The organism is Cupriavidus sp. GW823-FHT07B10, from assembly GCF_058794355.1.
This window is the reverse complement of sequence record NZ_JBXAGS010000003.1, coordinates 417,108-442,306: the sequence shown is the minus strand read 5'-3', so window position 1 is coordinate 442,306 and position 25,199 is coordinate 417,108. Positions and strand designations below refer to the sequence as shown.

The 25,199-nt window shown below is 67.6% G+C and carries 21 protein-coding genes; 8 read left to right on the top strand and 13 right to left on the bottom strand.

Annotation, left to right across the window (positions count from 1 at the left end):
• Window positions 1–30 precede the first annotated feature (30 nt).
• Window positions 31–501: a MarR family winged helix-turn-helix transcriptional regulator gene (locus AC1Q6V_RS09780; RefSeq protein ID WP_454750611.1), complete on the top strand. Its 471-nt coding sequence runs from the start codon at window positions 31–33 to the stop codon at window positions 499–501.
• A gap of 4 nt (window positions 502–505) precedes the next feature.
• Here AC1Q6V_RS09780 and AC1Q6V_RS09775 read toward each other — a convergent pair whose 3' ends face one another.
• Window positions 506–961: a YccF domain-containing protein gene (locus AC1Q6V_RS09775; RefSeq protein WP_058697700.1), complete on the bottom strand. Its 456-nt coding sequence runs from the start codon at window positions 959–961 to the stop codon at window positions 506–508.
• 385 nt (window positions 962–1,346) lie between these two features.
• Here AC1Q6V_RS09775 and AC1Q6V_RS09770 point away from each other — a divergent pair, with 385 nt between their 5' ends.
• Window positions 1,347–2,282, top strand: coding sequence for a 2-hydroxyacid dehydrogenase (locus AC1Q6V_RS09770; RefSeq protein WP_010811166.1), 936 nt, complete (start codon window positions 1,347–1,349; stop codon window positions 2,280–2,282).
• Between the two features lie 60 nt (window positions 2,283–2,342).
• Here AC1Q6V_RS09770 and AC1Q6V_RS09765 read toward each other — a convergent pair whose 3' ends face one another.
• Genes AC1Q6V_RS09765 through zwf form a run of 5 tightly spaced genes read right to left on the bottom strand, consistent with a single transcriptional unit; the run spans window position 2,343 to window position 7,608 of the window.
• Window positions 2,343–3,671, bottom strand: coding sequence for a sensor histidine kinase (locus tag AC1Q6V_RS09765; RefSeq protein ID WP_010811165.1), 1,329 nt, complete (start codon window positions 3,669–3,671; stop codon window positions 2,343–2,345).
• A complete protein-coding gene (locus AC1Q6V_RS09760) occupies window positions 3,671–4,384 on the bottom strand; it encodes a response regulator transcription factor (RefSeq protein ID WP_454750612.1) in 714 nt (237 codons plus the stop codon). Before AC1Q6V_RS09760 ends, AC1Q6V_RS09765 begins: the two co-directional genes overlap by 1 nt.
• A 2-nt stretch (window positions 4,385–4,386) precedes the next feature.
• Window positions 4,387–5,400 (bottom strand): glucokinase, encoded by a 1,014-nt coding sequence (gene glk, locus AC1Q6V_RS09755; protein WP_439672230.1) that lies wholly within the window; start codon window positions 5,398–5,400, stop codon window positions 4,387–4,389.
• Between the two features lie 35 nt (window positions 5,401–5,435).
• Window positions 5,436–6,116, bottom strand: a complete 681-nt coding sequence (pgl, locus tag AC1Q6V_RS09750; protein ID WP_454750613.1) for a 6-phosphogluconolactonase — start codon at window positions 6,114–6,116, stop codon at window positions 5,436–5,438.
• A gap of 34 nt (window positions 6,117–6,150) precedes the next feature.
• Window positions 6,151–7,608, bottom strand: coding sequence for a glucose-6-phosphate dehydrogenase (zwf, locus tag AC1Q6V_RS09745; RefSeq protein ID WP_037025017.1), 1,458 nt, complete (start codon window positions 7,606–7,608; stop codon window positions 6,151–6,153).
• A 226-nt stretch (window positions 7,609–7,834) separates the two neighbouring features.
• Between zwf and edd the strand changes: the two genes are divergently transcribed.
• Complete coding sequence (gene edd / locus AC1Q6V_RS09740; RefSeq protein ID WP_058697702.1) at window positions 7,835–9,691, top strand: phosphogluconate dehydratase; 1,857 nt, start codon at window positions 7,835–7,837, stop codon at window positions 9,689–9,691.
• Here the strand turns inward: edd and AC1Q6V_RS09735 are convergent.
• Window positions 9,688–10,626: a mechanosensitive ion channel family protein gene (locus AC1Q6V_RS09735; RefSeq protein ID WP_058697703.1), complete on the bottom strand. Its 939-nt coding sequence runs from the start codon at window positions 10,624–10,626 to the stop codon at window positions 9,688–9,690. The two genes, edd and AC1Q6V_RS09735, sit on opposite strands and share 4 nt — an antisense overlap.
• Window positions 10,627–11,085: 459 nt before the next feature.
• Window positions 11,086–12,333, bottom strand: a complete 1,248-nt coding sequence (locus AC1Q6V_RS09730; RefSeq protein ID WP_454750614.1) for an MFS transporter — start codon at window positions 12,331–12,333, stop codon at window positions 11,086–11,088.
• A 351-nt stretch (window positions 12,334–12,684) separates the two neighbouring features.
• On the opposite strand from AC1Q6V_RS09730, the gene AC1Q6V_RS09725 reads away from it, so the two are divergent.
• Window positions 12,685–14,841 (top strand): TonB-dependent receptor family protein, encoded by a 2,157-nt coding sequence (locus AC1Q6V_RS09725; protein WP_010811157.1) that lies wholly within the window; start codon window positions 12,685–12,687, stop codon window positions 14,839–14,841.
• A gap of 89 nt (window positions 14,842–14,930) precedes the next feature.
• Here AC1Q6V_RS09725 and AC1Q6V_RS09720 read toward each other — a convergent pair whose 3' ends face one another.
• Both AC1Q6V_RS09720 and AC1Q6V_RS09715 read right to left on the bottom strand, forming a co-directional pair.
• Window positions 14,931–16,532: a peptide chain release factor 3 gene (locus AC1Q6V_RS09720; protein ID WP_010811156.1), complete on the bottom strand. Its 1,602-nt coding sequence runs from the start codon at window positions 16,530–16,532 to the stop codon at window positions 14,931–14,933.
• A 173-nt stretch (window positions 16,533–16,705) separates the two neighbouring features.
• On the bottom strand, window positions 16,706–17,779 hold the full coding sequence (locus AC1Q6V_RS09715) for a YihY/virulence factor BrkB family protein (protein ID WP_011617967.1): 1,074 nt from the start codon (window positions 17,777–17,779) through the stop codon (window positions 16,706–16,708).
• A 102-nt stretch (window positions 17,780–17,881) separates the two neighbouring features.
• Between AC1Q6V_RS09715 and AC1Q6V_RS09710 the strand changes: the two genes are divergently transcribed.
• The 3 genes from AC1Q6V_RS09710 to AC1Q6V_RS09700 all read left to right on the top strand — a co-directional run bounded on the left by AC1Q6V_RS09710 (window position 17,882) and on the right by AC1Q6V_RS09700 (window position 19,253).
• Entirely contained in the window at window positions 17,882–18,076 is a 195-nt protein-coding gene (locus tag AC1Q6V_RS09710) for a hypothetical protein (RefSeq protein ID WP_010811154.1), read from the top strand.
• Between the two features lie 416 nt (window positions 18,077–18,492).
• The gene (locus AC1Q6V_RS09705) at window positions 18,493–18,717 is read left to right on the top strand and encodes a hypothetical protein (protein ID WP_231881471.1); all 225 of its coding nucleotides are present in this window, start codon (window positions 18,493–18,495) and stop codon (window positions 18,715–18,717) included.
• 146 nt (window positions 18,718–18,863) lie between these two features.
• Entirely contained in the window at window positions 18,864–19,253 is a 390-nt protein-coding gene (locus AC1Q6V_RS09700; RefSeq protein ID WP_058697706.1) for a hypothetical protein, read from the top strand.
• Window positions 19,254–19,366: 113 nt separating this feature from the next.
• Here AC1Q6V_RS09700 and AC1Q6V_RS09695 read toward each other — a convergent pair whose 3' ends face one another.
• From AC1Q6V_RS09695 to AC1Q6V_RS09685, 3 genes are all read right to left on the bottom strand, one after another.
• On the bottom strand, window positions 19,367–20,734 hold the full coding sequence (locus tag AC1Q6V_RS09695) for a sigma-54 dependent transcriptional regulator (RefSeq protein ID WP_058697707.1): 1,368 nt from the start codon (window positions 20,732–20,734) through the stop codon (window positions 19,367–19,369).
• A gap of 125 nt (window positions 20,735–20,859) precedes the next feature.
• Window positions 20,860–21,330 (bottom strand): hypothetical protein, encoded by a 471-nt coding sequence (locus AC1Q6V_RS09690; protein ID WP_011617970.1) that lies wholly within the window; start codon window positions 21,328–21,330, stop codon window positions 20,860–20,862.
• Window positions 21,331–22,029: 699 nt separating this feature from the next.
• Window positions 22,030–23,406 (bottom strand): NCS2 family permease, encoded by a 1,377-nt coding sequence (locus AC1Q6V_RS09685; protein ID WP_010811150.1) that lies wholly within the window; start codon window positions 23,404–23,406, stop codon window positions 22,030–22,032.
• 418 nt (window positions 23,407–23,824) lie between these two features.
• Between AC1Q6V_RS09685 and AC1Q6V_RS09680 the strand changes: the two genes are divergently transcribed.
• Window positions 23,825–24,028, top strand: a complete 204-nt coding sequence (locus AC1Q6V_RS09680) for a cold-shock protein (RefSeq protein ID WP_010811149.1) — start codon at window positions 23,825–23,827, stop codon at window positions 24,026–24,028.
• The last annotated feature ends 1,171 nt before the right edge of the window (window positions 24,029–25,199 follow it).

The window sequence follows — 25,199 nt, the reverse complement described above, 5'->3', positions numbered from 1 at the left end:
TAGAATGCCGACGCCTGACAAGGACACGCCATGAAGCCACTGCCACGCCTCGACCAGTTCCTGACCTACCGCCTGCACCAGGTCAACAAGCTCAGCGACAAGGACAGCGCCGCCGCCTACCTGGAGCAATGCGGTCTGCCGCTCAGCGAGGGCCGCTGCCTGGCGGCGATCGGCGCGTTTGCGCCGCTGTCGGTCAACCAGCTGGCGCAGGGCGCCAACCTGACCAAGGGCCAGGCCAGCCGCTCGGCACAGGCGCTGGTGGCGCGCGGGCTGGTCAGCAAGGAAGCCAGCGAGGCCGACGGGCGCGGCGTGGTGCTGTCACTGACTGCACAGGGCAAGCCGCTGTACCGGCAGGCGATCGCGATGATCGCCAGGCGCAATGCGGAGATCTTCGGCTGCCTGAGCGACGCCGAACAGGCGCTGCTGGGCAGCCTGCTCGACCGGCTGGTCGCGCACGCCGGCCAGCAGGACGAAGACGGCGCCGAAGACGCCGGCGCCTGATCCTTCAGCGGCGCAGGTCGTCCACCTGCACGCGTGCGCCATCGCGGCGCGCTGCGTCGGCCACTTCATTGGTGACCACGGTCTGGCCGATCGGCGCCAGCGCAATGCCAGCCAGCTTCAGGTGCTGGATCGCGAACGGGATGCCGATGATGGTCACGAAATTGGCGACCGCCGCCATCACGTGGCCGATGGCCAGCCACACGCCGGCAAAGACAAACCACAGCACATTGCCGACCAGCCCCAGCGCGCCGGTGCCGACATCGTCGCGCCCGCTCAGCTCGCGCCGGCTGATGGCCTGCTTGCCGAACGGGAAGAAGGCGAAAGTGCCGATCACGAAGCAGGCCTTGCCCCAGGGGATCCCGATGATCGAGATAAAGGCCAGCAGCCCGGCCAGCCACCAGGCCAGGCCCATCACCACGCCGCCAAGGATGAACCAGAGGAAGTTGCCGATTGCGCGCATGCCGTTCTTTCACGTGTGAGGAAGGGAACACGCATGATACGCAATGGTGTTGTGCCGGCATGGCCGCGAGGGGTCGTGGCCGCAAAGCGTACCCGTTTCTGCGTGCCTCGCCGGGACCGGCAGAACGGCGCCGCCGGCCCTTCGGGAAACGCGTTCGACCCTTGTTTATAGGCATATCCCATTCTGCAAGACCGGTCGCAAACCCCGCTGCCGCAGCCAAAGCGTACCCGTTTCTGCGTGCCTCCGCGCGTGCTCTCGCCTTCGGCGAGCCCGGCGCCGCAGCGCTAGAATGTGACGTCTGTCCGCTATCCGCGTGACGGACTCCGGGTGCATCCAACACAATGTCACCATTCTCCGACTCCACCGCCTGCTCGCTGTCCCCGCCATGAAGCCCACGCTGCTGATCCTGACCCAGGTCGCCACCCACCACCGCGACGCCATTGCCGAACGATTCGAGATCCTCTACGCGCCAGACGCCGAAGGCCGCGCCGCGCAGATCGCCACGCAGGGCGAACGCATCCGCGCGGTACTGACCATCGGCTCCACCGGCCTGACCGCGGCGGAGATCGACGCGATGCCGGCACTGGAACTGGTGTGCGCGCTGGGCGCGGGCTTCGAGAACATCGCCGTGGCCCACGCCCGCGCGCGCGGCATCGCCGTGGCCAACGGCGCCGGCACCAACGACAGCTGCGTGGCCGACCATGCCTTTGCGCTGCTGCTGGCGACCGTGCGCGCCGTGCCGCAACTGGACGCGGTCACGCGCGCCGGCACTTGGCGCACCGCGCTGCCGCTGCGGCCCAATGTCTCGGGCAAGCGGCTGGGGATCGTCGGGCTGGGCACCATCGGCCGGCGTATTGCCCGGCGCGGCGAAGGCTTCGACCTCGAGATCGGCTATCACAACCGCAAGCCGCGCGAGGACGCGGGGTACCGGTACTTCGACAGCATCGGTGCGCTGGCCGCGTGGGCGGACTACCTGGTGATCGCCACGCCGGGCGGGGCGGGTACGCGGCACCTTGTCGATGCAAGCGTGCTGACGGCGCTGGGGCCGGCCGGGTTCCTCGTCAATATCGCGCGCGGCAGCGTGGTGGATACCGAGGCGCTGGCGTCAGCGCTGCGCGCCGGCAAGCTAGGGGGTGCGGGGCTGGATGTCTATGAGAGCGAGCCGGCGCCGCCGGTGGTGTTGTTCGACTGTCCTAACGTCGTGCTGACGCCGCATGTGGCCGGCTGGTCGCCGGAGGCCATCACGGCGTCCGTGACGCAGTTCCTGGAGAATGTGCGGCGGCATTTTGCGGGGGAGGGGTTGTTGACGCCGGTGGGGTGAGGAGGAAGGTTTTGCATTGGTCAATGGTACGCCGACAACAGCCCAACCAGCAGCTAAGACCTAGCCGGCCCCAAACACCACCCTAACCCGCAACCCCGGCCCCGCATCCTCCAGCACCACCCGCGCCCCATGCGACTGGGCGATCTCCGCCACGATGGCCAGCCCCAACCCGCTCCCGCCGGTCGGCGCGTCCGCCACCCGATAGAAGCGATCAAACACGCGCGCCCGCTCTTCAGCCGGGATTCCCGGCCCGTTGTCGCTGACAACCAGCTCAACCGCGCGTCCTTCGGCGCTGCGACCCACCAGCACATCGATACGGCTTCCGGCAGGGATATAAGCCAGCGCGTTATCCAGCAGGTTGGTCAGCAGGATGCGCAACGCATCCACATCCCCACGCACCACCGCCGGCGATGTGTCCTTGCTGCCGTCCAGCCCAAGGTCGATATTGCGATCCAGCGCTGCCTGCGCCATGTCCGCGACCACGCTTGCGGCCAGTTGGTGCAGCTCCACCGGTTCGTGCCGGGGCATGGCTGCGCCCGGCTCCTGCCGTGCCAGCGTCAACAGCTGGGTGACCAGGTGGGTCAGCCGCTCCAGCCCCTGGCGCAGCTTGCCGATGGCTTCGTCACGCGCTGCGCCGTTGTCGGCGCGCTCCACCAGCTGTGCCTGCAGCTGCAGCGCTGCCAGCGGCGTGCGCAGGGCGTGCGCGGCGTCGGCGACGAAGGCGCGCTGGGTGTCGATGGCGTGCGAGAGCCGCGCCAGCAGCTGGTTCAGCGCCGCGCTCAGCGGCGCGATCTCGTCCGGCATCTGGCGCACGGCCAGCGGCGCCAGCGTGTTGGCGTCGCGCGCGCGCACCTCGGTGGCGATTTCGCGCAGCGGGCGCAGGCCGCGCCCCACTGCCATCCACACCAGCCAGCCCAGCAACGGCAGCAGCAACAGCAGCGGCGCCACGGTGCGCAGCGCCATGCGCGCGGCCAGCGTGCGCCGGGCGCTCATCGGCTGCGCGATCTGCACCACGGTTGGCCCAAGCTGCATGCTGTACAGGCGCCATTCGCCCTGCTGCGTGGTCACGTTGGAAAAGCCCAGCTCCGCACGCGCGGGCAGCGCCGGGTGCGAATGCGACAGGTACAGGCTGCGGCCGGAGCCGTCCCAGATGTGGATGACCACATCCTCGTCGGCGTGCGTCAGGTCGCCGGGCGCGCCCAGAAAAGGCGGCGCCACCGGGTTGGCGAACTGGCTGGGCAATGCCGCGGCCATCTGCTTCATCTGGTAGTCGAACAGCGCATTGGCTTCCTGCCGCGCCTGCCCGTAGATCAGCGCCGTGGCGATGGCGATGCCGGCAAGCAGGCCCGCGGCCAGCCACCACAGCAGGGTTCGCTGGATGGAGCGCATCAGGGGGTGTCTCCTTCGCCCGCGGATGCTGCATCCCCATCGAGGCGCGGCACCACATAGCCCACGCCGCGGATATTGCGGATCAGCGCCGCGCCGAACTTCTTACGCAGCGCGTGGATATAGACCTCGACGGTATTGCTGCCGACTTCATCGTCCCAGCCGTACAGCCGCTCCTGCAGCTGCGGCACCGACCAGACCTTGCCGGGCCGCGCCATCAGCGCGGCCAGCAGCGCGAACTCGCGCGCCGACAGGCGCACCGGCTCGCCGCGGTGGGTGGCCTCGCGGGTAGTGGGGTTGAGCACGATGTCGCCGTAGCTGACCAGCGGTTCCGCCCGGCCGGCGGCACGGCGCGCCAGCGCGTGCATGCGCGCCGCCAGTTCCTGCAGGTCAAAGGGCTTGACCAGGTAATCATCGGCGCCGGCATTGAGCCCCGCGACACGATCCGCGACGGCATCGCGCGCGGTCAGGATCAGCACCGGCGTCGGCACGCCGCGCGCGCGCAAGCTGCGCAGCACGTCGAGGCCCGGGCGCCGCGGCAGGCCGAGGTCGAGCAGGATCAGGTCATAGCACGCCTGGCCGTGCTGCGCGGTGCTGGCCGCGGCCAGGCCCGCGTCGCCATCGCGCACCCAGTCGACGGTAAAGCCTTCCTGGCGCAGCGCCAGCTTGACGCTGTCGCCGATCATGGCGTCGTCTTCCACCAGCAGCACGCGCATGGCTATGCGTTCCGGCCGCGGCCGTCGAGCTGCTCGGCCAGTGCGCGCGCCAGTCCCGGCAGCGCGGGGTGGCTGGCGGTGATGACGTGGACCGGCACGGCCTCCAGCCAGCCGCGCATGCGGCCCTTGGCGACAAAGCGCTCGGCGAAGGCCGAGGCCTGCAGCGCAGGCACGAAGCGTGGCAGGATGCCGCCGCCCAGGTAGACCCCGCCACGTGCGCCCAGCACCAGGGCGATGTCGGCCGCAACCGAGCCGAGCAGGCCGAAGAACACCGCCATGGCGCGCTGGCACAGCGGGTCGTGGCGCTCGAAGGCGCCGGTGGTGACCTGCTCCGGCAACAGCGGCGCGAGCAAAAGCGTACCCGTTTCTGCGGCCAGCGCGGCATGGATATGCGACAGGCCGCTGCCGCACAGGAGCCGCTCCGCCGACACCCGGCCAACGTTGCGATGGGCGGCGCGCCAGGCGATCCATTCGTCGTCAGTGTCGGGCATCAGCTCGATATGGCCGCCTTCGCCGGCCAGCGCCACGGCTGCTCCGCCCGGCGCCGGCACCAGGCCGGAAACGCCCAGCCCGGTGCCCGGCCCGACCAGCGCGAGCGGCGCGGTGCGCACCGCGGTGCCGGCACGCACGGGCACCAGCCCGTCGGCAGGCAGGTACGGCAGGGCCAGCGCCAGCGCGGTGAAGTCGTTGATGGCCACCAGCGTCTGCAGCCCGAGCGCGCGCCGCATGCCGTCGATCGAGAACGACCAGTTGTGGTTGGTGAGCCGGACCTGGTCGCCGGTCACCGGGTTGGCCAGGCCGATCGCCGCGTGGCGCGGCACCGGCTTGCCCGACGCGGCAAGTCCGTCGAGGTATTGGCGCAGGGCTGCTTCGAGTGACGGGAAATCGGCCACCTTCAGCGCGGTCACCGGGCCGATCCGCATTGGTGCGGTTTCCAGTGCAAAGCGCACGTTGGTGCCGCCCACATCGCCGAGCAGGCGGGGGAAGTCAGCGCAGGAGGATGCAGTGGTGGCCATGGTGTCGGGTAGCGCTCCGCTTGGGAATCAGTCTGTCAGGTCTTGAACACGTCAAGCCCGCGCCGGTGCCGTGACAGCACCAGGCTGACCGGCAACGACGGCACAGGGCCCTGCAGCGCGCGTTCGAGCACCTCGGCCTTGGCCGCGCCCGACACTGACAGGAACACGCGCTCGGTGGCCAGCAGCGCCGCCAGGTTGAGCGTGATGCGGGCATGCGGCGCGGCTGACGGGCGCGTGATCACGTAGCCGGGCTGCGGCTCGCTCAGCGCGCCCTGCAGTTCGGGCGCATCCGGGAACAGCGAGGCGGTATGGCCGTCCTCGCCCATGCCCAGCACCACCACGTCTGGCTGGCGGAATGCGCTGTTGGCGCGCGCCACCGCCTGTGCCGGCGCGGCAGCGTCCTGCGCATCGGCAATCAGCGGTACGAAGGCGGCGCTGGCAGCGGCCTCGCGCAGCAGGTGCGCGCGCACCAGGGCGGCGTTGCTGTCCGCGTGCTCGGGCGGCACCACGCGCTCGTCGACCAGCGTGATGGTCACCGCTTCCCAGCGTACTTGCCGGTGGCGCAGCCGCTCGAACAGCGCCACCGGCGAGCGTCCGCCCGAGACCGCCAGCACCGCCCAGCCCTTGACGCGGATGGCCAGCTCCAGCGCATTGCCGATGGAGATGGCCAGCGCCTCCGCCTGGTCCATCGGGGTGGGATGTTCAAACACGCGCATGATGGTTTCCTTTGCGATTCTGCGCGCGCATGGCTCAGGCTTCCTCGTGCCACAGCCCGCCGTCGCGCGACATCAGCGCCGACGACGCGGCCGGTCCCCAGGTGCCGGCGGTATAGGGCTTGGGCGGCACGGTGCTGGCCTCCCAGGTGTCGATGATGGGTTCGACCCAGCGCCAGGCCTGCACTTGTTCATCACGGCGCACGAACAGGCCCAGCCGGCCGCGGATCACGTCGAGCAGCAGCCGTTCGTAGGCGCCGGCGCGGCGCACCTTGAACGAGTTGGCAAAGTCCAGGTCGAGCGAGGTCGGCGTCAGCTCCAGCGTGTCGCCAGGCTGCTTGACCAGGCAGTACAGGCGGATGCTCTCTTCCGGTTGCAGCTGGATCACCAGCCGGTTCTGCGGCGACAGCGTCAGCGGCCGCGGGAAGATCGCGTGCGGCACGTCGCGGAAATGGATCACGATCTCGGCCACGCGGGACTGCATGCGCTTGCCGGTGCGCAGGTAGAACGGCACGCCTTCCCAGCGCCAGTTGGCGATCTCGGCCTTGATCGCGACAAAGGTCTCGGTGTGGCTGTCGGGCGCGATGCCCGCTTCTTCCAGGTAGCCCGGCACCGGCTTGCCGCCGATGGCACCGGAGCGGTACTGGCCGCGCACGGTCTTCTCGGCCACGTCCTGCGGCGTGATCGGCTTGAGCGCCTTCAGGATCTTGATCTTCTCGTCGCGGATGGCATCTTCGCTGAGGCTGGCCGGCGGCTCCATTGCCACCATGCACAAGAGCTGCAGCAAGTGGTTCTGCACCATGTCGCGCAGCGCGCCGGTGCGGTCGTAGAAGTCGCCGCGCGTTTCCACGCCGAGTTCTTCGGCGATGGTGATCTGCACGTCCTGCACCCACTCGCGCCGCCACAGCGGCTCGAACAGCGCGTTGCCGAAGCGGATCGCCATCAGGTTCTGCACCGACTCCTTGCCGAGGTAATGATCGATGCGGTAGATCTGCTCTTCGGCGAAGAACTTCGCCACTGCCGAGTTGATTGCCTCGTTGGATTCGAGGTCATGCCCCAGCGGTTTTTCCAGCACGATGCGCACGTTGGGCGCCTGGCGCGTGTTCAGGCCGGTGCGTGCCAGCTGCTCGCAGATCGACACGAACAGGTGCGGCGCGGTGGCGAGATAGCACACCACCACTTCAGGCTTGCGTGCCAGCACCTGCTCCGCGAGCGCATCGAAATGCGCGGGCACGCGTGCATCGGCCTGCACGTAGACAATGCGCGCGCAGAACTTGTCCCATGACTCGGGCGGCGCATGGGCTAGCCCGGGGCGCACGGTCTGCTCCAGCGAGGCGAGGTAGTCCGCGGTCGAGAGCGGCTGGCTGCCGGTGGCGAGGATGCGTGCGGCCGGATGCAGCAGGCCGGCGTGGTGGGCATCGAACAGGGACGGCAGCAGCTTGCGCCGCGCCAGGTCGCCGGTGCCGCCGAACAGCACCATGTCGAAATCAGGCATGCTCACCCTGGACTCCTTTAGCGATTTGAGGACCCGCCATGGAAGGCGCGCGTTGTGGCCAGTTTACGTGACTCGCCAGCGCTTGGCGAGGCGCAGGCCGCGGCACTTGCTTGGCAAAGGCATGACCGGAGCGCGAAGCGTACCCGTTTCTGCGTGTGCTGCGCAGTGGATCGTGCGGTACGCGGCAAAGTGCGCTAGGCTGAAAGCTCCCCCGCAGGAGAACCCCATGCCACGTCATCCAGTGCTCGAGCGGGTCACCGCCCGCATCGTCTCCCGCAGCGCCGCCTCGCGCCAGGCGTACCTTGACCGCACCCACGCCATGGCCGGGCAGAAGGTCGAACGCGCGCAGCTTTCCTGTACCAACCTGGCCCATGCGGTGGCTGCCATGCCGGACGCCGCGAAGATCCGGCTGAAGGCCGACGAGCGGCCCAACCTGGCGATCGTCTCGGCCTACAACGACATGCTGTCGGCGCACCAGCCGCTGGCGGCTTTCCCTCAGTGGCTCAAGGAAGCGGCGCTCGAGGCCGGCGGCACCGCGCAGTTTGCCGGCGGCACGCCCGCGATGTGCGACGGCGTCACGCAGGGCCAGGACGGCATGGACCTGTCGCTGTTCTCGCGCGATGTGATTGCGCTGGCCACGGCGGTGGCGCTGTCGCATCAGATGTTCGATGCCGCGCTGTACCTGGGCGTGTGCGACAAGATCGTGCCCGGGCTGGTGATGGGCGCGCTGTCGTTCGGCCACCTGCCGGCCGTGTTCGTGCCGGGCGGGCCGATGACCACCGGCATCAGCAACGACGAAAAGGCGCACACGCGCCAGCTCTACGCCGAAGGCAAGATCGGCCGCAAGGAACTGCTCGAGGCCGAGACCCGCTCCTACCACGGCCCCGGCACCTGCACCTTCTACGGCACCGCCAATTCCAACCAGATGCTGATGGAGATGATGGGCCTGCACCTGCCGGGCACGGCCTTCGTCAACCCCAACACTCCGCTGCGCGAGGCGCTCACGCGCGAGGCCGCGCGCCAGGCGCTGAAGCTGGTGCACGGCGGCGAGCGCTATACGCCGGTGGCCGAGGTGCTGGACGAGCGCGCCTTCGTCAACGGCATCGTCGGGCTGCTGGCCACCGGCGGCTCCACCAACCACACGCTGCACCTGATCGCGATGGCGCGCGTGGCCGGCATCGTGCTGGGCTGGGACGACTTTGACGAGCTCTCGGCCGTGGTGCCGCTGCTGGCGCGCGTGTACCCGAACGGCAAGGCCGACGTGAACCAGTTCCAGGCCGCAGGCGGGCTGCCCGTGGTGATCCGCGGGCTGCTGTCGCTGGGCCTGGTGCATGACGACGTGACCACCATCGTCGGCCGCGGGCTGCAGGACTACACGCGCGAACCCGTGCTGCGCGACGGCAAGCTGACCTGGATCGACGGCCCGGCCGCGCCGCTCGACGACAGCATCGTGCGCGCCGCCGACGCGCCCTTTGCGCCGGACGGCGGCATCAAGGTGCTGGACGGCAGGCTGGGCCGCGCGGTGATCAAGACCTCTGCGGTCAAGGCCGAGCACCAGGTGGTGGAGGCACCGGCGATGGTGTTCGAGCATCAGGACGATGTGCTGCACGCATTCAAGCGCGGCGAGCTGGAGCGAGACTTCGTTGCGGTGCTACCGTGGCAGGGCCCGGCCTCGTGCGGCATGCCCGAGCTGCACAAGCTCACGCCCACGCTGACGGTGCTGCAGGACCGCGGCTTCCATGTGGCGCTGGTGACCGACGGGCGCATGTCGGGCGCGTCGGGCAAGGTGCCGGCGGCTATTCACGTCTGCCCCGAGGCGCTGCGCGGGGGCGCGATCGGGCGCGTGCGCAGCGGCGACATGATGCGCGTGGATGCGCCCGCGGGCGTGCTCGAGGTGCTGGTGCCGGATGACGAATGGCAGGCGCGCGCGCCTGCCCGTCCGGACCTCAGCGCCAATCGCCACGGCGTGGGCCGCGACCTGTTCGCCACCTTCCGCCGCCATGTCAGCACCGCGGAAAGCGGCGCCTGCACGCTGTTTTCGGACGAGGACGACGACAACAACAACGCACCCGTGCTCGGCTAGCCCAGGTGCTGCACCGGCTGGCGCGGCGCCGCGCCGGCCGGGTGCGGCGCGCTCGCCGATGGCGCGCTGTCGGCCACCTTCACCGCACCCGGCACCGAGGCGGCGCCCGGCACGTGCAATTCCTGGATCGGCACCGCCAGCTTGCTGCCGGCTTGTTCCAGCACATGCTTGATGCGCTCGTAGAACGCGAAACGCACGTTCCAGTAGTCGTCATTCGAGGTCCAGTAGCGCACGTTCAGCGTGATGCCCTGCTGCGTGTAGTTGACCACCATGGTCTCGGGCCTGGGTTCGGCCAGCAGGCGCGGCTCGCGCGCGAGCATCGCGCGCAGCGCTTCCAGGCTGCGCTGCACATCGCTGTCGAAGGTCACCGTGGCCTCGATGTCTGCGCGCCGCGTGGCGTTCTCGCTGTAGTTGGTGATGGCGCTTCCCCACAGCTTGCCGTTTGGCACGCGCAGGCAGACACCATCGAAGGTGGTCAGCTCGGTCATGAAGAGGCCGGTCTCGCGCACGGTGCCGGCCACCCCCTGCGCATCGATGTACTGGCCGACGCGGAACGGCCGCAGCAGCACCAGCATGATGCCGGCGGCAATGTTCTGCAGCGTGCCCTGCAGTGCCAGCCCGATGGCCAGGCCCGCGGCGCCCAGCATGGCGATGATGCTGGCGGTCTGCACCCCGAACTGCGACAGCACCAGCACGATGGTCAGCACGCGCACCATCCATTGCAGCGCGTTGGCCAGCAGCGGGCGCATGGTCTCGTCCACGTGCGTGCCGCTGAGCGCGCGCCGGGCGCCCCGGGCCACGCGGGCCGACAGCCACCAGCCGGCCATCAGGATCAGGATGGCTGCCAGGCAGTTCATTCCCTGGTTGATGGCGAACTGGACCAGGTAAGTCCAGCCCGCCTCCAGCTTGTTCGCATCGATGAAGTTCAGGTCCATGGGAGCGGCTCCGTTTGCGGTTGTTATGGAGGAGACAGGCGGTGCTGCGTACCCGTTTCTGCGTGCGGCAGCGGGCTGCCAGATCGCCCCCAGGCGCCTGGCGGGGAATTTCCCGCTTGACAACTTGCCGCACGTTGCCAGCGCGATGTCGGACGATCACCGACAATGCCGGCACAGCAATACAGTGAAGGGGACAAGCAAGGCGGGATTTGGTTTCCGGCGATTGCGTCACGCGGTTGCGTGCAGGCGCGCCAGCCCTTGTGCAATCAAGGCTGGCGGCGGATCAGAAAAATCCGAGCGAGGGAGGAACCAGGGGCAGCCAGGCCAGGCTCGGCGCGGCGGGCCGGCTGTGCGGCACAACTTTCAGCGACGAAAGTTGGCGAATAGGGGTCGGCGATACCGCCATCCGGGCATCGACAGGGACGCAGAAACGGGTACGCTCCCTGCCCCGGCAATGGGTCAGGCCGGATGATCGTGCAGCCGGTCGCGCGCGGCCAGCGCAGGAAAGAGCCGCATCCACAGCGCCACCACCAGCAGCGTGCCGACGCCGCCCAGGATCACCGCGCCCACCGGGCCCAGCAATGCCGCGGTGACGCCGGACTCGAACTCGCCCAACTGGTTCGAGGCGCCGATAAACACCGAATTGACCGCGCCCACGCGCCCGCGCATGTCGTCCGGGGTGTCGAGCTGGACCAGCGTGGAGCGCACCACCACGCTGATCATGTCCGACGCCCCCAGCACCACCAGCGCCACCATCGACAACGGCAGCCAGGTCGATACGCCGAACACCACGGTAGCCACCCCGAACAGCGCCACCGCGCCGAACATGATGCGCCCGGCGCGCCGGTTCAGCGGACGGCGCGCCAGCCACAGCGCCATTACCAGCGCGCCGACTGCCGGCGACGAACGCAGCAGCCCCAGGCCCCACGGCCCGGTGTGCAGGATGTCGCGCGCGTAGATCGGCAGCAGCGCCACGGCGCCGCCCAGCAGCACCGCGAACAGGTCCAGCGAAATCGCGCCCAGCAGCACCGGGCGGCTGCGGATATAGGCAAACCCGGCAAACACGGTGCGCACGCTGACCGGCGCGGTCAGGCGCTGCGCGGCCTGGCGCAGCGTGATGCCGCTGACCAGCACGGCGGCAATGGCAAAGAGCGTGGCACTCAGCCCATAGACCACGCCCGGCCCGGCCACGTAGGCAAAGCCACCAATTGCCGGGCCGATGATGATGGCGGCCTGCCCGGCGGAGCTGGCCAGCGCCACCGCGCGCGGCAGCTGGCGCGGCGTCACCACGCTGGGCAGCAGCGCCTGCAGCGTGGGGGTCTCGAACGCGCGCGTGGCGCCGATCAGCGCGACGAAGACAAAGATGTGATGGCTGTCGATCCAGCCGCTCAGGCTGGCCACGGCCATGCCGGCGGCCAGCAGCGCCTCGATCGCCTGACAGGTGCGCACGATGCGGCGCCGGTCGAAGCGGTCGGCCACGTGCCCCGACATCAGGATCAGCACCACCGACGGCAGGAACTGCACCAGCCCGACCATGCCGAGCATCAGCGGGTCGCGGGTCAGGTCGTACATCTGCCAGCCGACCGCCACCGTAAAGATCTGGTAGCCAATCGTGGTGCACAGGCGCGCGAACCAGTAACGGCGGAAAACGGCGTCGCGGAAGACGCTGTCCGGCGCGGCGGCCTGGACGGTGGCTGGGGAAGACATGGATGCGGGAGGGAGGCGGAGATGGCTGCGCACCGCCCAGCGCCGCCGTGCCGTTGAGGACGCCACGACAGCCATTGCAGTGCACAAAGGCAAGATTCTAAAGCGCCTGCTGAATACCTGCATACAGATGCCCACACGCGCACACCTATCGAAAAAAATATTAGTAGTTCACCTCTTTTAGGTGTCCGGACGTCTGCACATTGATGCACATAAACCACAATCTCGGGCGGCGGGTGCTGGCCGTTTCGCTTCTGAGAATCACTCGCATTTATAATCTCGGCCCATTGGCGCGGCCGCCCACGACGTCCCTCCCCTTGGCTTGCGGAACGCGCTGCTTCTCAGGAATCCATCTTGCAGCCCGCTTTCCGCCTTTCCGGGGGTGCCATCGGCGCCGCCCTGCTGTTCGCCCAGCTTGCCGCCCTGCCGGCCCACGCCGCTGATCCCGCGCCTGCCGCCAACCCCGAAGCCACGCTGAACGCCGTCACCGTGGTCGGCAACTGGCTGGAGAACGCCAACGAGGCCAAGGTGCTGGAGCATCCCGGCGCGCGTACCATCGTCGACCGCGAGACCTTCCAGGAAGCCGGCGCCAACAACGTGCGCGAGGTGCTGCGTCGCATCCCCGGCGTGCAGGTGCAGGAGAACAACGGCACCGGCGGCAGCGATGTCTCGCTCAACGTGGGCGTGCGCGGGCTGACCTCGCGCCTGTCGCCGCGCTCGACCATCCTGATGGACGGCGTGCCGCTGGCAGTGGCGCCCTACGGCCAGCCGCAGCTGTCGATGGCGCCGTTGTCGCTGGGCAACCTGGAAACCATCGACGTGGTGCGCGGCGCCGGCTCGGTGCGCTACGGCCCGCAGAACGTGGGCGGCATCATCAACTTCGTGACGCGCCCGATACCGAAGACCTTCGTGGCCGATGCGTCGGTGTCGACCGACATCTACAGCCACGGCGGCAGCGTCAAGACCAACCCGACCGCATTCATCGGCGGCACCAACGACAACGGCCTGGGCGGCGCGCTGCTGTACTCGGGCATCCATGGCAACGGCTATCGCGAGAGCAACGACCACGTCAATATCGACGACCTGATGCTCAAGGGCGCGTACCGGATCTCGAAGACCGATGAACTGAGCGCGGCCTTCCACTACTACGAGGGCAGGGCCGGCATGCCCGGCGGCCTGACTTCGGCCCAGTATGCGGCCGACCCGTTCCAGTCGGTGCGGCCCTACGACAATTTCGACGGCCGCCGCAGCGACTTCAGCCTGAAGTACAGCCACAACGACAATAACCGCAAGTTCGAGGTGCTGACGTACTACACCGACAGCTTCCGCGGCAGCAACATCGAGCAGCAAGGCACCGGCACGCAGGCCAACCTGCGCCGCCTGGCCGCGGCCCCGCGCAATTACCACACGTTCGCGATCGAGCCGCGCTACTCGCAGCTGTTCCGCGGCGAGAGCATGAGCCACGAGGTCAGCGTCGGCTACCGCTTCCTGCGCGAAGCCAGCGACGAAAAGGCATCGCGCACGGTGTTCTACACCCCGGGCACCATCGATCCGACCACGCTGCGCTCGCCGGTGTACCAGTCGCGCACGGGTGGCACCACCGCCAATGCGGTCTATATCGACGACACCATCAACGTCGGCAGCTGGACCATCACGCCGGGCCTGCGCTATGAGTTCATCCGATCGTATGTGACCGACAACTTCACCGGCGCTCGCAACGACGTCTCGTCCAACGAGCCGCTGCCGTCGCTGGCGGTGATGTACCACGTCAGCGACCAGTGGAAGCTGTTCGCCAACGCCGGCGTTTCGTTCGGCCCGCTGCAGTACTTCCAGATCGCGCAGACCACCAACGGCCTGACGCCCGAGAAGGCCAAGACGTATGAGGTCGGCACGCACTTCAACGCCAACGGCTGGGGCGGCGAGCTGACGCTGTTCAATATCGATTTCGACGACGAGCTGCAACTGCGCGGCGGCACCGGCGGCGCGCCGGACGCGTGGACCAACCTCGGCGCCACCACCCACCGTGGCGTGGAATCGTCGCTGCGCTATGACTTCGGCGCGCTCGACAAGTCGCTGGCCGGCCTGTCGGCATACGCCACCTACACCTTCACCGAAGCCACCTACAACCAGGGCAACTTCGCCGGGCGCGACCTGCCGTTCTATTCGCGCCACGTGGCCACCGTAGGCATGCGCTATGCGCGCAACCGCTGGGCACTCAATGTCGATGGCTTCGCGCAGTCGAAGCAGCGTTCGCCGGGCGATCCGAGCACGTCGACCAACTACCAGACGGCGGAAAGCGCAAACGGTGCGCTGGGCGATATCCCGGGTTATGCGCTGCTGAACATGCGGCTGGGCTATGACTTCGGCAAGTCGGCGCAGAATCTGAAGGTGGCGGTTGGGGTGAAGAACGTGTTCGACAAGCGCTATTTCACGCGCTCGACCGACAACAATGCGGGCAAGTATGTGGGGATGCCGCGGACGTTCTATATCCAGGCGTCACTGGCGTATTGAGGCGAAATCAGGCTGAGGGGGTGCTCCCCTCAGGTAGCAAAACGGCTCGCAGTTGCGAGCCGTTTTGCTTTTGCAGCTTTAGTACGCGATCAAACGATCTCGCGCGTCTCCATGAACTGCAGCTCCGGGAACCGCTCCTGTGTCAGGCGCAGGTTCACCATGCTCGGCGCCAGATAGACATGGTCGCCCGCGCCATCGAGCGCCACGTTATGCCCCGCCTTGGCGATCAGCTTCTCGATCTCCGCGGGCGTGCCCTTGAGCCAGCGCGCGGTCGCGCATTCATGCGATTCGAAAATGGCATCGACGCCGTACTCGTGCTCGAGCCGGTGCGCGACCACGTCGAACTGCAGGATACCGACCGCGCCCAGCACCAGGTCGTTAGAAGCAAGCGGGCGGAACATCTGTGTGGCGCCCTCCTCGGCCAGCTGCTGCAAGCCCTTCTGCAACTGCTTGACCTTGAGCGGGTTGTTCAGGCGCGCGCGGCGGAAGAACTCTGGCGCGAACGACGGGATGCCGGTGAACTTGAGCGGCTCGCCCTCGGTGAAGACATCGCCCAGGCGGATGGTGCCGTGGTTGGGCACGCCGATGATGTCGCCGGCATAGGCTTCTTCGGTGGTGTTGCGGTCCTGCGCCATGAAGGTGATGGCGTTGTTGATCGCCACGGTCTTGCCGGCGGACACGTGCAGCAGCTTCATGCCGCGCTCGAAACGGCCCGAGCACACGCGCACGAAGGCGATGCGGTCGCGGTGGCGCGGGTCCATATTGGCCTGGATCTTGAAGACGAAGCCGGTGAACTTGGGCTCCTGCGGCTCAACCACGCGCGAATCCGTGTTGCGCGCCAGCGGCGGCGGCGACAGCTCGCACAGCGCATCCAGCAGCGACTGCACGCCGAAGTTGTTGATGGCCGAACCAAAGTAGACCGGGGTCTGCTTGCCGTTGAGGAACGCGTCCTTGTCGAAGGTGTGCGAGGCACCGCGCACCAGCTCGATCTCGATGCGCAGCTCTTCGGCCTGGCTGCCCAGGATGCGGTCCAGCTCCGGGTTGTCCAGCCCGTCCAGGATCGCGGCCGTGCCCTTCTCGCCGTGCGGATCGAACAGCTGCACCTTGTCGTTGATCAGGTGGTACACGCCGCGGAAGGCCTTGCCCATGCCGATCGGCCAGGTCATCGGCGCGCACTGGATCTGCAGCACCTCCTCGATTTCGTCAAGCAGCTCGATCGGCGAACGGCCTTCGCGGTCGAGCTTGTTGATGAAGGTGAGGATGGGCGTGTCGCGCAGGCGGCAGACGTTGAGCAGCTTGATGGTCTGCGCTTCCACGCCGTTGACCGAGTCGATCACCATTACCGCGGAGTCCACCGCGGTCAGCGTGCGGTAGGTGTCTTCAGAGAAGTCCTCGTGGCCCGGGGTGTCGAGCAGGTTGACGATGTTCTCCTGGGCCTTGCCATCGGCGGTCTCCCGGCGGTAGGGGAACTGCATCACCGACGAGGTCACCGAGATGCCGCGCTGCTTTTCCAGCTCCATCCAGTCCGAGGTGGCGTGGCGGTCGGCCTTGCGCGCGCGCACTTCGCCCGCGACCTGGATGGCGCCGCCGAACCACAGCAGCTTTTCGGTCAGGGTGGTCTTGCCCGCATCGGGGTGGGAGATGATGGCAAAGGTGCGTCGACGCGCAATTTCAGAAACGAGCGAGCTCACGGCAGCGGAGTTTGACTGGGAAATATTGGATGGCCCGGCGGGCGGCCGGGCCAGGGCCGGCAGCGCCCGCAGGCGATGGCGGGGCCGGGCTCTGCGGGCACGCGAAGGGAATGGGGCGCTATTTTACCGGTTTTGGGCACCGCTCCGGGTTTGTGGCGCCCAGGTGCGGCAAGTTATTCCGCCAGCTTCTCTGCCGGCTTGCCGCGCAGGCTGCCGAACTGCAGCGCGTACTGACGCGTCAGTTCCGCGCCGAAAAAGAAGATCTGTGCCGAGTAATACACCCATAGCATCAGCGCCACCACCGAGCCCGCGGCCCCGTACGAGGAGGCCACGGCGCTGTTGCCCAGGTACAGGCCGATCAGCCGCTTGCCGATCGAGAATAGCAAGGCTGTGATGACCGCGCCCATGGTGACGTCGCGCCAGGCAATGCGCGCATTGGGCAGCATCTTGAAGATCACCGCGAACAGCGCCGTCACCACGGCAAAAGAAAAGGCGGTGGAAAGCACATCGGCCACCGGCGCGAACCACGATTGCGTCCACAACTGGCCCCACAGGCGCTCAACCACGGCCAGCGCCGCATTGACGATCAGAGACACCAGCAGCATGAAGGCCAGCACCAGCACCAGGCTGAATGACAGCAGGCGCGTGCGCAGCAATTGCTGCCAGCCCGCCGTCTCGGGCACCGGCACATGCCAGATGTCGTCCAGGCTGCTCTTGAGCTCGGCAAAGGCACTCGTGGCGCCCACGAGCAGGATGCCCGTCGCCACCAGCGCCGCCATGCCGCTGCCGCCAGCGCGGTGCGTAGCCGCCAGGATTTCCTGGATGGCCGTGGCGCCCTGCTCGCCCACCAGGCCTTCAAGCTGCGAGAAAATCTCGCCGCGTGCGGCCTCGGCGCCGAAGAACAGGCCGGCGATCGAGATCACCAGCACCAGGATGGGCGCCAGCGAGAACAGCATGTAGAAGGAGAGCGCCGCCCCTTTGCTGGCCGCCCGATGCGCGAACCAGGAGTTGATGGCGGCAGCGACCACGCGCAGGGTGCGTGCGCCGGTATGGCGGTCCGGCAGCCAGTGCGGGCGATGCCTGCGGTGATGTGGCGCCGCGCTGCCGGCGGAAGAGGACTGGTGTTCGGTATTGTCGGTCACGGCCAGGTGCTGGCGCGATGCGCCAGGCGGATCGCGTGTGCGTTGCGCATGCCTTCGGGGCGCGGTCTGTGCGGCGAAGGCCCGTGCGTTCATCATACTGCGCATTGCGCGCTGCCCCAAGCCGGCGCAGGGAGGCAACCTGCTACAGTAGGACCAGGCACACCTGCCGGCGCAACCCGTGCCTGCGCGCCGGCGCAAGGAGGCACCGTGACCTGCAACCTCCGCACGCGCCCTGCGGCCGTGCTACTGATCATCGGCATGCTGGGCTGCGCCGGCTGCGAACGCAGCCAGCCGGGCCCCAAGCCCATTTCCGGCGCGGCGGCCAGCGCCACCCCGGCCGCGCCCGCCACGCTCAATCCTCCCGACACACCAGCCGCGCCGGCATCGGGGCAACCACGCTGACGGCACCGCAGGACACTGACCGGGGCGTACCTGTTTCTGCGTGACCTATCGGCGGCCGGTGCAGGTGTTGCCGGGCCGCGTCAACTGCAACGCCGGTTTCAGGCGTGCAACGCGTTGCAAGAGCGCGCCTGCGGGCCTAGCGCAGCGCGTTATCCCGCACCCCGCGTACGCAACGGGCACCCGGCGCCGCACCAGCGCGGCCACCACGCGCGCCGCCGCGCGCATGGCGCGTTGCAGCGGCGAAACCGATTGGTCTGCCACCGCGCCCCAAGGCCTGCCCGCGCTCGCCCCTCATACCGCAAACCCGCGTGGCATAAGCCTTTGCGGCCCTTGGCACACTTGTCGCTCAGGCAAAACAGGGGCACATGGGCCCGTGCCCATGGAACCAGCCATTGCATGCAGGAGAAAACCCAGACATGCGTCATCCGCCATCACGCATGACGGCGCGCCGGCGCTCCTACCGGCTCGCGGGTCCGCCGCCGTCGGTGGTGGACCTGCTGTCGTCGCCACTGCTGCCCCATCCGCGGGCGCGTACGCCGCCCGCCACGCCGGCCGCGCAAGGCGCTGGCTGCGCAGCGACGGCCAGGCACGGAGTTGCCAGGGCTGCCTTCCGGCGCCACGCGGGCAAGCGGCGCGCGTGACCGCAGGCAGCATTGGCAACGCAGGATGTCGCGGCAGGCTGGCGCCGCGAACGGAATGATGGCGGGTACGCGAGCCAGCGTGCCCGCGCGGATTTGGTGCTCCGTCCCCCGGCGGGCACCGTTTTTTCCACAGGGAGGCACCCGCCATGACAGCCGGAATGCTTGCCGCCACGGTGCTGGCGGTGTTCTCAACCAGCGCCGCGGCGGCAAGCTATGCCTGGTTCGACCGCCCCGAAGCGGCCAGCGCCGACAGCCACGCGGCGGTCAGCAATGATGTTTACGTGCGCGGCTTTGGCTGGGCCTGGGGAGAACTGCAGCTATCGCCGGACACGCCGTCCGGTGCCGCCACGTCAACGCCAGGGCGGCAAGCGCGCGACAAGCCGGAGCGCGGCGCGATCGTGCCGTGGCGCCAGCATGACGAGAACGGGCCGCCGCGCCAGCCGCGCGGCAAGCTCAGCATGAACCTTGCCACCGAGCTGATGGATGCGGCCAGCGGCGAGTCCGGGGCCAGGCGGCCCCTGGCAGTGGTGCGCTGACGTGCCGACGGGCACGAGGAAAGGCGGAGCCGGCGGGCGGACGTCGCCTGTTCCCCTTTCCTGCGGCGCCTGGGATTGCGTCCGGCCTCCGGCAACCTGCGCCGGCTTGCCGCTTACTCGCCCGCAGTCACCTGACTCTCCACGCGGATGTTGTGCTTGTGCATGAGCCGGTACAGCGTCACGCGCGAGACATTGAGTTCGCGCGCGGCCGGCACCACGTGAAAGCCGTGGCTCGCCATCACGGTGCGGATGGCCTCGCGCTCGGCTTCTTCGCGGATCGCGTCAAGGGTCTTGCGCGGCAGCTCCGCCCCGCCGTGCAGCTGCAGGTCTTCGGCGGTGATCTTGCGGTTGTCGGTCATCACGATGGCGCGGCGCACGCGGTTGATCAGTTCGCGCACGTTGCCCGGCCACGCGTACTGCATCATTGCCTGCGTTGCGCAGGCCGAGAACCCGCGAATGCGCCGGTGGGCCTCGTGCCCGTGTTCGGCCAGCACCGCGTTGGCCAGCTGCAGGATGTCCTCGCCGCGCTCGCGCAGCGCCGGGATGGTCAGCGTCAGCACGCATAGCCGGTGGAACAGGTCGGAACGGAAGCGCCCGTCGGCCTGTGCCGCCACCAAGTCCACGTGCGTGGCCGAGATGATGCGCAGGTTCAGCGGGATCGACTGGTGCCCGCCCAGGCGGGTGATCATGCCCTGCTGCAGGAAACGCAGCAGCGCCACCTGGCTTTCCAGTGGCAGGTCGCCGATCTCGTCGAGGAACAGCGTGCCGCCCTGCGCCTGCTCGATCCAGCCGATCTTGCGCTGGTTGGCGCCGGTGAACGCGCCCTTCTCATACCCGAACAGCTCGGACTGCACCAGGTGCGAGGGAATCGCACCGCAGTTGATGGCAATGAACGGTCCCTTGCGCCGGCTCGAGGCATCGTGGATCGCCTGCGCGGCGAGTTCCTTGCCGGTGCCGGACTCTCCGGAAATGAACACCGGTGCCTCGTTGTGCGCCACCTTGGCCAGCGAGCGGAACATCGCCCGCATCGCCGCGCACTCGCCGATCATGGTGCCGCGCGAGGCGGTCTCCTGCGGGCGCGTGCCGTGCAGCGACGCCATGCCCTGCGCATGCTTGAGCGTGTAGAGCAGTTCAGGCATCGAGAACGGCATGCGCACGTAGTCGACGCAGTAGTCGCGGATCAGCCGGCGCACACGCTCCTGCGCCAGCATTTCATCGGAGGTGATGGCCACCCACGTAATGTGCAGGTACTGCAGTGCCTGTTCGAGTTGCGCGAACTCGGCATCGCTGTAGTCGGACTGCAGATCGATCACGCCTGCCATGGGCGGGCAGGCCCGCACCACGCGTTCAAGGTCGCGAATCTGCTGGATCCGGCGGATTTCCCATCCCGTGGCTGTGCCAGACGGGTCAAAACCAAAATCTTCATGACGCGACACGACCACGATCTGTGCAGTGCGTGACGCCTTGCACAGTCGGTCCATCACGATCTCCCGGACGTTAGGCTTGTTCTTGGTTCGGGCACCCGTGTCCGCCGTCGCGGCCTGCAGCCGCGGCGGACGGTGGGGCTGAACTGGCTGCGGGCACGCACCCGCGCGCGACGTCGGTATCACGAGCTGGACAGACTGCGGAGTTGCTCATCGGGCGCGGCAAGATCGTCCGCACCCACCTGGAGCTGAGCGCGGATACGCCGACGCACAGCTTCCTTTTCACGCATCAACTCCAGGCGCGGCGCCTGCTGCGACTGGCCGGAGTATTGGTAGTAGAGCGTCTTGTAGGTCTGTTGGCTCAGGATCCATTCCTGCAACAGCGTGCGCTGGCGTGTCAGTTCGCCTTCGAGCAGGCGATGGCGGCGCAGCAGGTTGGCCACGGCCGCGCGTGCGCTGTCGCTGAGTTCGCTGTCGTCAGCAAGCAGGGCGGCCACCTCGGCCGTCGCGCCATCTTGGACGGTCCGCTTGCTGGGTGCTTCGCCTGCGGCTTCCCCCACGGCAGCCCAGGCATGATGGATGGCTCGGATGGAGCGGTTATTAGTCTCCCTGACAGGCCCGATAGCGGGTCGCCGGATCTCTCCTGCGGTCATGATAATCCCCGTTGAACAACATCCCCCGGCACTACACGTCTGCGGTTACCACTTGTCAGTCTTTGAACTGGTTTTTTGTCTGCGTGGCGCGCGTGTTTCCCGCACGCTCCCGGATGGTGGCTATGCCGCCTTGTTGACGGTCTGGACCGAAATGTCCCCCGACTGGCGAACGGCGCTCATGCGCTCTCGGTTGGCTCCGGCATCCTGCCGCATGCACCGGAGTCAAGAAGGGGCGCCTTGCCGCGCCCCTCTTTGCCACGTCTATAGTTCAGTGCATTTGGGGCACTTTGTCCAGCCCCGAGTGGGTGACTTACAGCCAATCTCATACTTTGGTATGAGGCCGCGCGCACACTGGCCGCCGGCCCGCGACCGGCACATTCCCAGCGGCCGGTGTCTGCATGCATGCTACGCAGAAACGGGTACGCTTTGACACCCCCGAACGGGTGATGGCAGCACCGTTGCGCGGGAATGGCAAGCCGTGCCGCATGCCGCGAGGGCGTGGCGGACTGTCACGCAGAAACAGGTACGCCCGGCCGGTGGACCCGCTCGCGCGGCACGCAGAAACGGGTACGGCTGGCGGGTGTCGGACGGCGCTACGGCGCCCGCCCGGCATCACGATGTCAATATCATGACAGCAGCGCACCATGGAAAAAGGGCGGCCCTGGCCGCCCTTCCTTCATCCCATGCCGACTGGCGCGCTCAATGCCCTGGCAGGTAGTAGAACTTGAAGATGAACACCGCCGCGATGATCCACACCATCACGGGCACGCTGCGTGCGCGGCCGGTCAGCAGCTTGAGCGCCGCGTAGCTGATAAAGCCGAACGCAACGCCGTTGGCGACCGAGTACGTGAACGGCATGCCAAGCGCGGTCATCACCGCGGGCACGACTTCGGTGACGTCATTCCAGTCAATCTCCAGCAGCTCGCGCAACATCAGGCAGGACACATACAGCAACGCCGGCGCGGTGGCATAGGCCGGCACCGTGCCGGCCAGCGGCGCGATGAACAACGCCGCGAGGAACAGCACGGCCACCGTCACCGCCGTCAGTCCGGTGCGCCCGCCCGCCTGCACGCCGGATGCGCTTTCAATATACGCCGTGGTGGAAGACGTACCGAGGAACGAGCCCGCCATGATCGCGGTGCTGTCGGACATCAGCGCCTTGTTCAGCCGGTCCATTTTCCCGGCCTTGAGCAGGCCCGCGCGGTTGGCAACGCCCATCAGCGTGCCGGTGGCGTCGAACAACTCCACCAGGAAGAACACCAGCACCACGTTGATGATGCCGATCGACAGCGCGGCGGATATATCTAGCTTGAACAGCGTCGGGCCGAGCGACGGCGGCGCGGAGAACACGCCGTGGAAGGTATTGCCGGCAAACGCAAAGCTCAGCAGCGTGGTGAGCAGGATGCCGATCAGGATCGCGCCCTTCACCCGCAGATGATCCAGTGCCACGATCACGAAGAAACCGATGATCGCCAGCACGGCCGAAGGCTGGTGCAGGTCGCCGATGGTCACCAGCGTGGCCGGGCTGGCGGTGACGATGCCGGCGTTCTTCAGGGCGACAATCGCCAGGAACAGGCCGATGCCCGCGGTGATCGCCACCCGGATCGAATGCGGAATGCCATTGACGATCATCTCGCGCACGCGGAACAGCGTGACCAGCAGGAACAGGCAGCCGGAGATAAAGACCGCGCCGAGTGCCGCCTCCCATGCAAAGCCCATGCCCTTCACCACCGTATAGGCAAAGTACGCGTTCAGGCCCATGCCCGGCGCCATCGCGATCGGGTAGTTCGCGTAGAAACCCATGATCAGCGTGCCGATCGCCGCGGCCAGGCAGGTGGCGACGAACACCGCGTCTTTCGGCATGCCCGCATCGCCCAGGATCGACGGGTTGACGAAGATGATGTACGCCATCGTCAGGAACGTGGTGACGCCGGCGAGGATCTCGGTGCGTACATCGGTCTGGTGTTCGCGCAGCCTGAACAGGCGCTCGATCAGCGAAGGCGCGGCCTGTGGCTTGCCGTGCGGCGGATTGGCGGTTGACGTGCCCGGCTTGGAAGCGGGTTCCGGCATCGACATGACTGGTCTCCTGATATCGTTATCGTGTGCGCGGCGACAACAACGGCGCGGCCGCAGGTGGCTGGCTTCGGCCTGAAGCATCCCGCGACGCCCCGCTGGGCGGCAAGCGTACTCTGGTGCAGGCCGGCCCGCTTCGCCATGGCACAGGCGAATAAGCGATATGCAAAAGGCGTGATGATCCCACAGCGCGAACCGCTGAATCCAGCGCCGCCACGGGGGTGCTCCGGGGCGTCCCCGGCTTGACGCTTGCGGCAATCCCCCGTATAAAGCCGCCTAGATTCAAGCGACGAGGCAACAGTTCATTCGTTAGCCACCGTCTGGTACTTCGGTTGTCCATGGTGTCCTTTCCTTGAGTTCCCCGTGTCGGATGACGTTTTCGTCATGCGATGTTTTTTGTCCTTTTTCTGGAAAGCAAATCATGCAAACCGGTATCGTCAAGTGGTTCAACGACGCCAAGGGCTTCGGCTTCATCAAGCCGGACGCGGGTGGTGACGACCTCTTCGCCCATTTCTCGGAAATCCGCGCCGACGGCTTCAAGTCGCTGCAGGAAAACCAGCGCGTGCAGTTCGAAGTCAAGAATGGCCCGAAGGGCCTGCAGGCCGCGAACATCACCCCGCTGTAAGCATTGACTGCCGGCGCGCCCCGCGCGCGCCGAACAGCGTAGAACCCCGCCCATGGCGGGGTTTTTTGTTTTCAGGCGCGGATAGCGCGATTGGCGGTGCTGGCTGCGCCACCTTCATCACATCCCGGCCCCCCGCCGCTCCCCGCCTGCCCCGGTCATGCAGACCGCCAGGCGCTCCGCTCCAGCCCCCCGCATGCCCATGCCGCCGCCAGCCGGCACGCCTGGCCTTGCGCGGCGCACTTTCCCGCTCACCATCCAGCCTTGCGCTCCACGCAGAATCGGGTACGCCCTGCTGCACCGCACGAGGTCAGGCACGGCCCGTGAGCCTCGCAGAAATGGGTACGGTCTGTCCTGGCAGGCCTGCTTGCGCTGGGCAGCGGGTACGCAGAAACAGGTACGCCCTGCGGCACTGGGGTCTTTCCAGGAGCCTTCTGGCACGCAGAAGCGGGTACGCCCAAAAATTTTTTTTCGAATTGGATTCGGCCGATGGCAGCGGTTCTCCGGCCCGCATTCCTCCTACATATCCACAAAGCCGGGCCAGGCCGACGACGCAGAAACGGGTACGGCTAATGTTGCAACGCAATAACCATCGGAAGCCCTGAGCCTGCCGGCACCTCTCGCAGAAACAGGTACGCCCACGGGCACAGGCGCACCACTCAACGCCACGCAGAAACGGGTACGCCAACGACATGCAAGGCGGGTGGCTACCCGGCCGAGCTTCGGCATCCATGATCTGTCTGCGCAGAAACAGGTACGGCGCGTAGCGCCGCGAGTCTCCCGCGTATACGTTGAGTGTGAGTGCTAGCTTTTTCTGCAACTCTCATGTAGAATGGAAACTTGGTGATAGTTCCGTCAGAACAGCGCCATGGGTCTGCGCAGAAACGGGTACGCATGACCCGGAAGAGCCCGGCAGGAGATACGCAGAAACGGGTACGCTTCGCGGCGCACCAGGGTGCCAGGGTCGGCACGCAGAAATGGGTACGCCGCAGAAACAGGTACGCTGGGGCAGCACGGCAGCGGCCTTTCAGGCCAGCGCAGAAACAGGTACGGTTTCAGGTCTCGGAACGCAGAAACGGGTACGCCTGGCGCGCAAAGCGCCCGTCAGCAGCCCGGCAAGTGAACCAGTTTCTGCGGGGATAACCGGGCTCTGGCCGTACTTTCTGCGGGAAAG